The sequence below is a fragment of the Deltaproteobacteria bacterium genome (assembly GCA_016931625.1).
Taxonomy (GTDB): domain Bacteria; phylum Myxococcota; class XYA12-FULL-58-9; order XYA12-FULL-58-9; family JAFGEK01; genus JAFGEK01.
The window spans coordinates 1-14,153 of the sequence record JAFGEK010000184.1 but is presented as its reverse complement, the minus strand read 5'-3'; the positions used below and the strand labels follow the sequence as shown (position 1 = coordinate 14,153).

General features: G+C 40.8%; 13 protein-coding genes. All 13 read left to right on the top strand.

All coding sequences use genetic code 11. The features are described 5' to 3' along the window. A partial coding sequence (locus tag JW841_15880; protein MBN1962413.1) for an rRNA pseudouridine synthase occupies positions 1-290 on the top strand: 290 nt, incomplete at its 5' end. Between the two features lie 79 nt (positions 291-369). Then, positions 370-1,653 carry a cyclic nucleotide-binding domain-containing protein gene (locus tag JW841_15875; GenBank protein ID MBN1962412.1) on the top strand — a complete coding sequence of 428 codons (1,284 nt, stop codon included), beginning with the start codon at positions 370-372 and terminating at the stop codon, positions 1,651-1,653. A 12-nt stretch (positions 1,654-1,665) separates the two neighbouring features. After that, positions 1,666-3,456 (top strand): type II/IV secretion system protein, encoded by a 1,791-nt coding sequence (locus JW841_15870; GenBank protein ID MBN1962411.1) that lies wholly within the window; start codon positions 1,666-1,668, stop codon positions 3,454-3,456. 208 nt (positions 3,457-3,664) lie between these two features. Then, a complete protein-coding gene (locus JW841_15865) occupies positions 3,665-3,862 on the top strand; it encodes a 30S ribosomal protein S21 (protein ID MBN1962410.1) in 198 nt (65 codons plus the stop codon). A 193-nt stretch (positions 3,863-4,055) separates the two neighbouring features. Continuing rightward, positions 4,056-5,774 (top strand): 30S ribosomal protein S1, encoded by a 1,719-nt coding sequence (locus JW841_15860; GenBank protein ID MBN1962409.1) that lies wholly within the window; start codon positions 4,056-4,058, stop codon positions 5,772-5,774. A 20-nt stretch (positions 5,775-5,794) separates the two neighbouring features. Further along, positions 5,795-6,109, top strand: a complete 315-nt coding sequence (locus JW841_15855) for an integration host factor subunit beta (protein ID MBN1962408.1) — start codon at positions 5,795-5,797, stop codon at positions 6,107-6,109. Positions 6,110-6,245: 136 nt separating this feature from the next. Continuing rightward, on the top strand, positions 6,246-8,969 hold the full coding sequence (gene mutS, locus JW841_15850; protein ID MBN1962407.1) for a DNA mismatch repair protein MutS: 2,724 nt from the start codon (positions 6,246-6,248) through the stop codon (positions 8,967-8,969). Positions 8,970-8,975: 6 nt separating this feature from the next. Further along, a complete protein-coding gene (locus JW841_15845) occupies positions 8,976-9,467 on the top strand; it encodes a hypothetical protein (protein ID MBN1962406.1) in 492 nt (163 codons plus the stop codon). Positions 9,468-9,580: 113 nt separating this feature from the next. Next, on the top strand, positions 9,581-9,949 hold the full coding sequence (rplS, locus tag JW841_15840) for a 50S ribosomal protein L19 (GenBank protein ID MBN1962405.1): 369 nt from the start codon (positions 9,581-9,583) through the stop codon (positions 9,947-9,949). A 22-nt stretch (positions 9,950-9,971) separates the two neighbouring features. Beyond that, the gene (locus JW841_15835; GenBank protein MBN1962404.1) at positions 9,972-11,777 is read left to right on the top strand and encodes a hypothetical protein; all 1,806 of its coding nucleotides are present in this window, start codon (positions 9,972-9,974) and stop codon (positions 11,775-11,777) included. Between the two features lie 38 nt (positions 11,778-11,815). Further along, positions 11,816-12,190 carry a YraN family protein gene (locus JW841_15830; protein MBN1962403.1) on the top strand — a complete coding sequence of 125 codons (375 nt, stop codon included), beginning with the start codon at positions 11,816-11,818 and terminating at the stop codon, positions 12,188-12,190. Between the two features lie 19 nt (positions 12,191-12,209). Next, complete coding sequence (gene rsmI / locus JW841_15825) at positions 12,210-13,058, top strand: 16S rRNA (cytidine(1402)-2'-O)-methyltransferase (GenBank protein MBN1962402.1); 849 nt, start codon at positions 12,210-12,212, stop codon at positions 13,056-13,058. Between the two features lie 22 nt (positions 13,059-13,080). Next, positions 13,081-14,153 (top strand): cysteine desulfurase (locus JW841_15820; protein ID MBN1962401.1); only part of this gene is annotated, 1,073 nt, incomplete at its 3' end.

Sequence of the window (14,153 nt, the reverse complement as noted above, 5' to 3'; positions counted from 1 at the left end):
GACTGCAAAGGGGCGTTCGTCTTAAAAACCCCGATGGTTCATTAACGCGACCTACCGCACAATGCGAAGCAAGACTTGCAAAAGTAGCTTCATCAAATTCGTGGCTAGAAATTACTTTATTTGAAGGACGAAATCATCAAGTAAAACGGATGTTTGAGGCTGTAGGCCATTTTGTGGTCAGGCTTATTCGTATTGAATATGGTGGGGTAGAGTTAGATCCTTTACCCGAAGGTGCATGGCGGATTTTAACGGCTGCAGAGCTAAAAAAACTAAAATCTTGGGCTTGTTAAAAAGCTTTTCTCGCATTGACCCCCCAACCTTGTTAATTTAAAAACTTAAGTCTACATTTAAGAAATTTTGGGGTCCGTCATGTCTGACAAATTACGTAAATTAAAAGATGATGCGGCCAAGCTCGTACAAAAGGGCAAACTTGAAAAGGCCATCGAAGTATATGACGAAATTCTTGCCATTGACTCAAGAGATGTTACCGCACATCTAAAACGTGGCGATATTTTTCGTAAACTTGGGCAAAACCCACAAGCAATTGAAGCATATACAATTGTTGCACAAACTTATGCGGCTGATGGTTTACTGCTTAAAGCTATAGCAGCATGCAAACTCATTCTTGAAATTGATTCCGACCACACCTTAACGCAAAAAATGCTTGCAGACCTGTATGCCAAAAAGACAGGTCGTGCAGTTCCTGTGGCCGTACCAACACCGCCAACACGAGCACCAACTCCAGTTGAAGAGATCACTGAACTTGGTGATGAAGATGTAATTCTAATAGAAGAGCAGCCACCACCACCAATTGATTTGCCTACTATTCCTTTATTCTCTGATTTACCCAAGAACGCCTTCATTCAGCTCATGGAGCAAATGCATATGCGCTCTATGCTGCCTGAAGAAGTGATTATTCGAGAAGGCGATGTTGGCGATTCTATGTTCATTATTTCTAGTGGACGGGTAAAAGTAACGAAAGTTGCAGAAACCGGTAACGAATTAGTTTTAGCTTATTTGGGAGATGGGGCCTTTTTCGGTGAAATGGCACTAATTGGTGAAGCACCGCGCTCAGCTAGCGTAATTGCTGATGAAGAGACGGTATTATTTGAAGTTTCGCGTGTCGTTTTAGCTGAAGTAATAAAGAATTTTTCATCAGTTGCTCATATTATTGCTCGTTTCTATCGTCAGCGTTTGCTGTCAAATCTTATGGCAACCTCGGCGGTATTTAGGCCGCTTGATCCTGAGCAACGCCGAACACTAATCGAAAAATTTAAAAGTCGTGAAGTGGCACAAAATGAAAAATTGCTTGAAGAAGGCGCTGCTGGGGATGGTTTGTATTTACTTTTAAGTGGCAAGGCAGAAGTATCAAAGAAAACTAATGGCAAAAGAACTGTTGTTGCTCATCTAAAAGAAGGTGATGTGTTTGGTGAACATTCGTTGTTAACCAACGAACCAGTAAACGCGACCATTCGAACTTTACGCAAATCAATAGTTCTAAAGTTGCCCAAACGCGCTTTTCTTGAAGTTGCTTCTACTCATCCACAATTACTTGAACACATTAGTGATTTGTCACAAGAGCGCGAAAAGACAAATGAAGCCATATTAACTGGTAAACTTCATTTCTCTGATGAAGGTTTAGTAGTCGTTTAAAGTGGTTTTTTTATGAGTTCGCCATCGCTAAATTTAGATTGGCTGCTTGGTGTTCTTGAACAGCGTGCCTATTTGCATCCTGAACAAAGTCGTATGATTCGTATTCGTGCGGGTGAACAACGAGCACGAATTGCACGTCAATTGTATACAAATACTGGTGATAATGCAGGTTCAAGCGTTAGCGCTCCTGAAATTATTGCATCATTCGAGTTTAATGATGCCTCCGATGCATTGCTTGATCTTGATCGTATAGCTTCAATAATCGCGCTTGAAGCTAATTTGCCATACCATAAGATTGATCCATTAGCGCTTGATATGAAATTGGTATCAGGAACTTTATCGCGACCTTTCGCTTTACGCTACGCTGCATTACCAATTACAAAAGACGCTACCGGAATTACCGTTGCTGTTGAAAATCCTTTCGATTATGAGCTTATTGAAAATTTAAAACGGGCTATTGTCGGCCAAGTAAATATTGTCGTCAGCTCAAAACGAGACATCCTTAAGGCAATAACTGAAATTTATGGTTTTAAAAATAGCGTTGAGTCTGCTGCTCGTGAGAGTAGCAGCGATTCTGGTCTTTCTGATTTTGAACAGTTGGTACAGTTGCGAGGGTTGGGAGAAATTGAAGCAACTGATCAACATATAGTCAACGCGGTAGATTTTTTATTGCGTTACGCTTTTGACCAACGTGCCAGCGATATTCATATAGAGCCAAAACGTGGTGATTCACAAGTACGTTTACGTATTGATGGGGTATTGCATAACGTTCATACCATTCCTCGTTTAGTTCATCCGGCAATAATATCGCGCATAAAAACAATGGCTCGTCTTGATATTGCTGATAAACGTCGACCACAAGATGGCCGCATCAAGACAGCTTTTACAGATCGAGCTGTTGAACTACGTGTGTCTACCTTGCCAGTAGCATTTGGTGAAAAAGTAGTAGTACGAATTTTTGATCCCGATTCATTGTTAGGTGATTTAAGTGATTTAGGCTTTGATGCTTCTGAGTTGACAATTTTTAAACACTGGCTTGGCGAACCACATGGGTTAATTCTTGTCACTGGTCCTACTGGCAGCGGTAAAACTACAACTTTGTACACCGCATTGAAAAACTTAGCCAGCGACACAGTAAATGTAACCTCAGTAGAAGACCCTATTGAAATGGTAGCCGATCAATTCAATCAAGTCGCTGTTCAACCTAAGATTGGAATAGATTTCGCCCAAGCTTTGCGTACTTTATTACGGCAAGACCCAGATATAATTATGGTCGGTGAAATACGTGATAGCGAAACCGCACAAATGGCGATTCAAGCTGCTCTAACCGGCCATTTAGTTCTTTCAACATTACATACCAACGATAGTGTGGGTGCGATAACACGCTTGCTTGATCTTGGCGTGCCACCATTTTTATTAAGTTCGTCACTTGTTGGAGTCATGGCGCAACGATTATTGCGTCGGGTCTGCAAAGACTGTCGAAGTAAAGCACCTCTAACAGCCGATCAAGCAGCAGCGCTTGGATTAAATATACAACAACTCGATCGTTTTTCAGGTACGATGTCCGGAGCTGGTTGTGTTAATTGTCGAGGCACTGGATATCAAGGACGCATCGGAATTTTTGAAATGTTAGATGCTTCATCAGAAATAAAAAAATTAATTAATCAAAAAGCAAATGATGAAACTATGCGTCAAACCAGCGTAACTACTGGAACTCGCGAGCTTTTTTTAAGTAGCTTAGAAAGATTAGCCCAAGGGCAGACTACGACCGAAGAAATTTTGCGTGTATTAGGTATGAGATAATAAGTAAAATAAAATAAATGGGTGGTGAAGATTTTCATTGAATTACCAAACTTATAACATTGCAAAGTTAAAAACTTTTCTGCTGCGAATTAAAAATACGTTTTCATCAGGGCTTGCTTTCCGTGCGTTAATACGTATGATGCGCCACCGCCTGGGTAAATATACAAAAATATTCCAGGAGTTCACGGCGAGAGGAGGTGAGCGTTGCGTGGCAAAAGTTGTAGTTAAAGAGGGTGAATCTTTTGAGAAGTCATTAAAGCGTTTCAAGAAAAAAGTGGAAGCAGCCGGCATTCTCAAAGACGTCCGACGCCGCGAGCATTACCTTAAGCCGTCTATTCGTAAAAAAGAAAAGATGCGAGCGGCTTTGAAACGACGCCGTCGCAGCGCTAGTCGGGTACCACAGTAAATTCTGCGTGTACACGATGTTTTTATGAAGTAAACATAAATGCCAATGGGTGGCATTTATGTTTTTGTTAATTTGGTGTTTGGTTTTTATGCACTCAGCATTTACAGACTAAACATCTTTTGCACTGCTAAGTTGTATTAGCAGGTCCGGCTTTTAGAGTCGGAATGTAGTTTGTTCTAAGGAGATTTATTTGATGGATTCCCAGATACAGGAGCTCCGCGAAGACGGAAAAACCTTCGCCGAACTATTTGAACAATCTTTAGCAATGCAGGATGCAGTTAAAGAAGGCGAAGTTGTCCGTGGTCGTGTGCTCGAAGTCAGTAAAGACTTCGTACTGCTCGATATTGGTTATAAAAGTGAAGCAACCGTATCAATAGACGAATTTCCAATTGCTGATGGCGCGCCTATTGTTAATTCCGGTGATATTATAGATGTATTTGTTGAGAGTCGCGAAGATGAGTCTGGACTCGTTATAGTTTCTAAAGAAAAAGCCGATAAACTTAAAGTCTGGGATGATATTTCTGCAGCAGCTGAACGAGATGAATTAGTTGATGGTACGATAGTCGCACGTGTTAAAGGCGGCTTAAGTGTAGATATTGGCGTAAAAGCATTTCTACCAGGTTCACAAGTTGATTTGCGTCCTATTCGTAATTTAGATAAATTGATTGGTCAGCGGTTTAAATTTAAAGTAATAAAATTCAATAAAAAACGTGGCAATATAGTATTGTCGAGACGAGTATTGCTTGAACAAGAACGCGAAGAGCAAAAACGCGAGACTTTAAAGAAACTTGCTGAAGGCGAGGTTATGATCGGTCAGGTTAAAAACCTTACTGAATACGGTGCTTTCGTTGACCTCGGAGGTATTGATGGTTTATTGCATATTACTGACATGAGCTGGGGTCGGCTTAATCACCCAAGCGAAATGTTTAAAATTGGCGATGAAATTAAAGTCAAAGTACTTAAATTCGACTCTGACAGTGAACGCGTTTCTCTAGGTTATAAACAGATTTCAGAAGATCCTTGGAGTACCGCTGCTGAGAAATATCCAGTTGGTAAACGGGTTGGTGGCAAGATTGTATCATTAACTGATTATGGTGCATTCATTGAACTTGAGCCCGGCATTGAAGGTTTGGTCCACGTTTCTGAAATGACCTGGAATAAACGAGTTAAGCATCCAAGCAAGGTAGTTAACGTTGGTGACCCAGTTGAAGCGGCAGTGCTTGATATTGATTTACCACAAAAACGTATTTCGCTGGGAATGAAACAACTCGAACCTAATCCTTGGACATTGCTGGCTGAAAAATATCCAGTCGGTGCGGTTATTAAGGGTGTTGTCCGAAACGTTACTGATTTTGGTATTTTTGTTGGTGTTGAAGAAGGCATTGACGGTTTAGTACATGTTTCAGATTTATCATGGACACACCGTGTAAAACACCCCAGCGAGTTATTTAAGAAGGGCGATGAAGTTGAAGCGGTCGTATTAAATATTGACGTTGATAACGAACGCTTCTCTCTTGGTATTAAACAACTTACAGATGATCCGTGGGATACTCTACCTAAGAAATATCCGCGCGGTGCAAAAGTTAAGGGTCGAGTCATCAAAATCACCGAATATGGTGCTTTTGTTGAAATCGAGCCTGGTATTGACGGTCTTTGCCATATCTCTGAGCTTAGCGAAGAGCATGTCGACAAGACCCAAGATGTTGTAAAACAGAATGACGATGTCGAGGTTATGGTTCTCGATGTCGATCCAGGTGAACGTCGCATTTCTTTGTCAATCAAGGCTGCGCGTGAAGGTACCAGCGATTATCGTGCTTATATGCAAGATGAGCGTAGCCGTTCACAACTAGGTGATGTATTAAGTACCAAGTTGGCAGGGATTGCACGACAAACGACAAAAGACGCTAAGTAGCTAGCAAGAGAGAGCTTGATATGACCAAGAGCGGCTTGATGGAAATTATCGCGACGCGGATAAGTCATTTACCTGCTCGTGATATCGAATTAGTGATCAACACTATTTTCGATACTATGACCGATGCCCTAAATAAGGGTGATCGTATTGAAATCCGTGGATTCGGCAGCTTTTCAGTACGTCATCGCCGAGCCCGAACGGGTCGTAATCCAAAAACAGGTACAACCATAGAAGTACCACCAAAGCGAGTACCTTTTTTCACTGTTGGGCATGAATTACGCGAACGCGTAAATGCTGGTGCACAAAACAGCAGTGATGAAGAAACTAACAATTAGTTCAGCTTTATAAGTTTTTATTGTATTAAAAACTTAAAGATAAGGCTGGATTATGTATCTCAAGGTAATTGGGTGCCCAAACACCTATACTTGCGATTGACTTATATGCTGCACCCGTGCACATCGTGAAAAAACAATGTCGTCTACAGGTGCATCTACTCAATCTACCTCATCTATAGCTGGGCGCAAGCTTACTCCTATGCTGCGTCAATATCAGCAAGCTAAGGATGAATGTCCTAAGGGTGCGCTTTTATTTTTCCGCATGGGGGATTTTTATGAACTCTTCTTTGATGATGCTGTTATTGCCGCCCAAGAACTCGATTTAGTTTTAACTTCACGGGATAAAAGTGACGACCCAGTACCAATGGCAGGAGTACCGCACCATGCGGTTGACCAATATTTGGCGAGGCTTGTCGCAAAAGGCTTTACTATTGCAATATGTGATCAAGTTGAAGATCCACGTAGCGCTACCGGTTTAGTAAAACGAGAAATCACCAGGCTCGTCACCGCAGGAACCATATCTGACCCCGAAATGCTTGATCCAGGGTCACGACATTATTTAGCCCATGCTTATTTATCTCAACAAATTGTGACTTTAACCTTACTTGATTTATTAGCTGGTGAGACTCTTTGCACCCATGTTCCATATAATCAACTTAGTGAAGAAATAGCTCGTATGGGGGTTAGAGAGCTACTGCTTGAACAACAAAACGATACTGAGCAATTTTTACGTAAAGTTGTGTGTGAACGTAATGTTACTGTACGGGTATTAGAAGCTAATAAACCTACCATACAACAAGCAAGAGAGATGTTAATCGCTCGTTTTGGGATAGATGCTTTTGTTGCTTTAGACAATGGTGGCAGTGATATTGAATATTTTAGTTTGGCACGCTTGCTCGCTTACGCTGAAAACACCCAGAGGCGCAAACTTAATCATTTCATTGCACCACGTTCTTATCGTGTTGCAGACTTTTTGGTACTTGATGAGGCTACACGAAGAAATTTAGAGTTACTGCAAGCAGGGCCAAATGCTGAAACACATGGATCATTACTTTGGCATATCGATCGCTGCAAGACCGCAATGGGAACGCGTTTGTTGACACAATGGTTATTGTTCCCTCTGCGAGACTTAAATCTTATTGAGCAACGATATAGTGATGTTGAGGTTTTAAAAAGTGATCGCTTTCTTTGTCAACAACTGCGCCAGTTATTAGGTTCGGTACGAGATACTGAACGGTTGGTCGGGCGCGTTGCTGTTGGGCGTGCCACTCCACGTGATCTTTTAGCAATACGTGAAACTCTCGATGTAGTACCGCAAATTCGGCAGTTATTAACGCAGCAATCGTCAAGTTTAGCAGAGCAGTGGAAAAATATTGATGAGGTAGGTGATCTTTGCTCGCATCTGCAAACAGCAATAGTTGATGATGCACCACTTGCTATTAACGATGGTGGCATATTTCGTCGTGGTTATTCAAAGGAACTTGATGAACTAATAAATTTTCACGATGGCAATCATGCCTATCTTATGGACATCGAACGTTGCGAGCGTGAGCGTACGGGAATTTCTAGCCTAAAAGTTAGATACAATAGAGTCTTTGGATATTATATAGAAGTAACAAATGCTAACCTTAATAATGTTCCATCGGAATATATTCGTAAACAGACACTGGTAAATGCCGAAAGATTTATAACTGAAGAGTTAAAGAATTTTGAAGAAAAAGCAATCCATGCCTCAGAGCGACGCAAAGCTTGTGAACAAAGACTATTTACCGAATTATTAACTAAAGTTAACGTTGCAATAAACCGTCTGCGAGCAATTGCGCGATTATTAGCTAAAACCGATGTGCTTATATCTTTAGGTGTATTAGCTGATGAAGGTCGTTATGTCCGTCCGCAAATAATTAATGAACCAATAATTGAACTTACTGAAAGTCGACACCCAGTAGTTGAGCGTTTATTGCCTCAAGGTGAACGTTTTATTGCTAATGATGTGAACATTTCTAATGAAGATCAACAATTGTTAGTAATAACCGGCCCAAATATGGCGGGTAAATCCACCGTGATGCGGCAAACGGCTATATGTGTCTTGCTAGCTCATATGGGTTCTTTTGTACCAGCTAAACAGGCGGTTATAGGCATATGTGATCGAATTTTTACCCGCGTTGGGGCAGCTGATCACCTTGGTCGCGGGCACAGCACTTTTATGGTCGAAATGATAGAAGCAGCAACTATATTAAGGCAAGCCACAGCTAAAAGTTTTGTACTTATTGATGAAATTGGTCGAGGTACTAGTACATATGATGGCGTGTCAATTGCGTGGGCGGTGGCCGAATATCTTCATGATACTATTGGTTGTCGTACTATGTTTGCGACACATTATCATGAATTAACAGATTTAGCTCGTGAACGACCTCGTGTAGTTAATATGAGCATTTCCGTTAAAGAACACAATGAGCACATTGTATTCTTGCGTCAGCTAGTTGATGGAGCAGCAAATCGTAGTTATGGTATTCAAGTGGCTCGATTAGCTGGATTACCCGATTCAGTGCTTGAACGTGCTCGTCAAGTGCTCGCTAATTTAGAAAGTGGCGAGCTTGATGAAGAGGGAATGCCAGTGCTTGGTCATGGCGCTAATCAGCAGTATGATAACCATACTCATCAGCTTAATCTATTTTCACAAGCCAATAAGAGTGCTAGTGAAGCGCATGATGAAATACTCAATAAAAAAACTATGGTAAGTGTTATTGAAAGAGAACTTCTTGATTTGGATCCTACTCATATGACCCCAGTTGAAGCCCTCGTTGCTCTCGACCGATTACGCCGTTTAGTCGAGCCGCACGAAAATAACATGAAGGAGTAAACTTGCATGTATTGTCCTCGATGTCGTGCTGAATACCGTGAAGGTTTTACGCATTGCGCTAACTGTGAAGTTGAATTGGTAAATGAGCTTCCTGCTGAAGATACTTTTGCTTCGGCTGAAACAATGGCCAAAGCTTTGGCAGATAAAGAATTGCAAGCGCTGTTGGTTGGTAATCACATGGATCTCACAGAAGCGCAACGTTTCTTGGCTCAAAAACGCGTTGCGTCAACTTTAGCTGGTGAAGCTGATGAAAATAATGAATTACCAGCAGTGGCCCAGCGTTTCTTTTTAATGGTTGCCGTCGAAGACCTTGAATCTGCACGTGATGCTATTAACACTCGTTGGCGTGAGGGTGCTATTGCTCAAGGAATGCTACTTAGTGATGAAGACGCTCAAGTAGGTACCTGTCCAGCTTGTAAAGCTACAGTGCCTGCCAATGCTACAGAATGCCCAGATTGCGGTCTATTTTTGGGTGATGCTGAAAAAACCTCCGAATAAAACCCACATTGCCCCTTGATTTTATAAGTTATGTTGTGTTATTTACCCGTCCTCTTAAAAGTTTATATAGCCTCCGGATATAAAGACCGAGGTGGGAATAAGTCATGGCCCAGATCGATAACATTATTGAAAAAATTGAAAAAGAACATATCCGTGACGTATGCGATTTTCGTACGGGTAATCAAGTTCGCGTACATGTAAAAATCGTTGAAGGCGATAAAGAACGCATCCAAGTATTTGAGGGTGTGGTTATCGCTATTCATAATGGTGGTCCACGAGGCACCTTTACTGTCCGCAAGGTATCGTATGGTGTAGGTGTTGAACGTGTTTTTCCGATCTACTCACCAAATATTGAAAAGGTTGAAGTAGTTTCTGAAGGAAAAATTCGCAGAGCCCGTTTATACTATTTACGTGGACTCTCCGGTAAAGCGGCGCGTCTGCGTGAAAAAGATCAATGGCGTCCAGAAGATAAGCAAAGCTAATCTTTAACGACGCACAAGGCTTATGGCCGTGCTCCTTCTTGAATTAGCAATTCAAGGCGTTGAGAATCTTCCTGTTATCCAACTAAAGCTTCAACCACAAGCTAACGCTTTTGTTGCGTCTAGCCCAATTCTTAATACTTTTACGCGAGCCTTAAGGGTTTTATTGGTTGGTGTTGATGACCATTATCAAATCCAACCAGGCCTCGATGCCAATATTGCTCAAGCTGCAGTTACTTTAAAAGCAGCCGACGGTACAATTTATCGACTAGGGCGCGATTTACATACTGGCAGGGCAAGAGTATCGCAATATTTAGATACACAACGTAAATTTGAACTCTTAAGCGATGATACTCTTGAGGTAATGCAGATCCTGCATACACGAACAGGGTTATGTGAAAATACTTTATTCGACCAAGTATTTACTTTTTCTAAGTCACAGTTACTTGCTCGTAAAAATAGTAACTCTGCGCAAAATCTTGTTAAGACCCATAATACTAGTAGCACTAACGAAACTTCTGCACGAATTGCTGAAATTGAAGATCAATTAAAAATTTGTGATAATACAGACAAGCTCGAATTTGAATTAGATGGTTTGCAAAAACAGCGATTTGCTATTGATGATGAACTATCTCAACTTGACAAGCCAGATTCATTTGTTGAGCAAGCGCAGGCAAATTCAGCCCGTTATGCGACCTTACCTGCAGATTTTCTAGAACGCTATGCAATGTATAACAAAAGCATAGAACGTCGCGAGCAAGACCTACAGCGGTGGGAAGAAGCACAAAATCGTCTGGCACCCTCTGAAGAACGTGAGCAACTTATAAAAATGCCGCGCAAATGGTTTTGGAGTAGTATAATTCTTGGAACATTAGCTATTGCGGCTGCGCTCTTTTTAGGAAAAAACTGGCGATACCTGGCGCTTATTGATATTCCAACATACGGTATTGCTACTGTAATATTGTGGCAATATTTCACAAGATATGACTGGCGCGCCAGTCAACGTCGCCGAAGCAAAAGATTTGCTAAAAGACACCAGCAAATTCTTGATCGGGATTCTACCTTAATTACTTCAGTTGAAAGAATACTTGAAGATTGGGGGTTTGGTTCACAAAAAGAAGTTGAAGCAGCGGTTAATGCAAAACATCAAGCCGAAGAACAAGCACGCCAAGCTTTTATGGCCCGCACCGATAATGATCATACTTTAACTAGTGATGAATTAGTATCCAAACGTAATGCCATAGACAGTAAAATTGCAACTATTGAAGAACAATTGCAGAAATCTAGCATCGGTATAAATGTTGGAGCGCTGCGGGCTGAATTAAGACAACTTCGCGATGGTATTATTCAGCCGTTAGAGCCGGATGCTATTGATCTTGAAAGTAGCCAAAGCGAAAGTAATAACCAGCTAGTTGCAGATTTTACTCGTCAGGCTTGTGATTTGTGGCTTGTTGACCCATTAACCGCAAATAAGCGTCTTACTGGTATTAGCTCATCGTTGATTGGATCTATTTCTTTGCAACAAATTGTTGCAATAGAGCTAAACCCCACTGAAATATTGCTTAAAACTGCTGACGGTCGAAGCCTTTCATTCAATGACGCTTCATTTGAATTTAGTGAAGTTGTTTATGTGGCTTTACGTTTAGCTTTAGTTATTGGGTGCGATGAGCGCAATTATAATCCTGTAATTATTAATAGCACTCATGAAAATAACTGGATGACAAAAACGATACCAACCGAGCTTTTACAGCGAAAGCTTCAATTTATTTTACTTGCTGAGTCAGAATCTTGTATTAATACTATCAACATTCCTATTACTAGAATTTCATGACTAGTTTATTGAAATAATTCACAGTGAGACTTAGGCGAATGCCAAAATCGACTAATAATAATATACGTGCAAAAAAAGGTGCATTCGGCGAAGAATTGGCAACAAAATATTTAGTAAAAAGAGGATATAAAATCATAACTCGAAATCATCGTTGCCCTAGTGGTGAAATTGATATTATTGCTTGGGATGGCGAAATATTGTGTTTCATTGAAGTTAGAACTCGTAGTGAAAATCACAGTATCTCACCTTTAGAAACCATCAATTACCCTAAGAGGCGCCGTATTATTTATGCTGCTCGAGACTATATTAGTGGCTTAGCCACTCCATGGCCGCAAATGCGTTTTGATGCGGTTGGGATCACATTAGGTGAATCAATTAATTTTGAATTAGTGCAAGGTGCTTTTGAGGTGTAGTAAAAAAAGAAAGTTTTTAATGTCATCTCAAGGAAAATTATTTATTGTTGCAACACCACTTGGAAATCTTGCGGATTTCTCTTCACGAGCCATACAAATTCTAACATTTGTTGATACACTATATGCAGAAGATACCCGGCGTTCACGAATATTATTAGAACATTATGGCATCGCTAAACCAATACGTTCGCTTCATGAGCATAATGAAAACAATCGGATATCAGAACTTCTAGCTATTTTAAGTAATGGTAAAAATGTTGCACTTATTACTGATGCAGGGACGCCAGCGATAAGTGATCCGGGAACTATTGCCGTTGCTAAAATTGCAGCAGCAGGTTTTAATGTTATACCAATCCCCGGACCATCAGCATTAACTACTGCTTTATCAGCAGCAGGATTTTATGCAGGTGCGGCAGGTGTTTTATTCTTAGGTTTTTTGCCTACACGCGGTCGAATTCGAAGAGATAGCATAAAACGCGTTTCAACTCATAACGGAGTTGTAGTGTTATTTGAAGCCCCACATCGTTTAATTGATACGATAAAGGAACTTGCAGAAAGCACACCTAATAGAAACGTTTGCTTAGCTCGTGAGTTGACCAAGATTCATGAGGAATTTTATCGGGGAACACTTATTGAACTATCGGCTAAACTCGATAAAAATATAAAAGGGGAGATAACGCTAGTATTAGATGCGCAATCTGATGCTAATTCAGATTCTCCTGAAATTGAAGCTATTGACAGCATGTTAAATAAATGTCTCGATATTGGACTTTCTGCACGTGATGCTACTGCGGCAGTAGCTGCTATTACTTCATTTTCACGTCGTGAAGTTTATACACGTTGTGAATTAATTAAAAATAAAAAGTAAAACTTAAGGTAATAATTAACACATGAAAACTGCAGTAATTTATTTGGATAATAATGCCACCACCGCGGTTGACCCTGCAGTGATAGAACGTATGTTGCCATATTTTAATGAAAAGTTTGGTAATGCTGCAAGTAGTGTTCATCCTTATGGTTGGCAAGCAAATGAAGCAGTAGAAGAATCACGACGTTTAATAGCTTCGTTAATACAGGCACAGCCGCAAGAAATTGTTTTTACTAGTGGGGCTACAGAAGCTAATAATTTAGCAATTTTTGGTGCCGCACAAGCATATGCTAAACATGGCAAACATATCATCACTCAAGCTACTGAACACAAATCAGTGTTTGATCCCTGCCAGGCATTAAAAAAACGCGGCTACGAAATAACGATTTTACCAGTAGATAGAGTTGGAAGAGTTGAACCACAGGCCGTAGCTGATGCAATTCGTGAAGATACAATTCTGGTTTCGATAATGGCTGCCAATAACGAAATTGGTACGATACAACCATTGGCTGAAATTGGTTCTCTATGTCATAATCGTGGTGTAATTTTTCACACGGATGCTGCTCAAGCTGCCGGTCATATCATCCTAGATGTAAATAATCAAAATTTAGATTTGGTCTCTCTCTCAGCACATAAAATTTATGGTCCTAAGGGAGTAGGGGTTTTGTATATTCGTCGTCGTAATCCACGTGTTATTATTTTACCGCAAATGCTTGGAGGCAGCCAAGAGTACGGTAAACGTGCAGGAACTCTTAATGTGCCAGGAATAGTTGGTTTTGGTGAAGCCATTAAAATAATAACGCGAAATGGTTTAAAAGAGGTTAACTATTTACGAGAGCTTACGCAAAAGCTATGCAATGCCATAACTGAAGAACTATCTGAGGTCAGTTTAAACGGACCACCAGTAAATGAGCGATTGCCTGGTAATTTAAATCTCGCAGTTAATGGTATTGAAGCTGATGCTCTTTTATTATCTATGCGGGATTTTGCTTTTTCAACCGGAGCTGCATGTAGCAGTAAAAATCTTGAACCTTCACATGTGTTACGCGCAATTGGTGTCAGCCCTGAACATGCCAGAGGTTCTATCCGTTTAGG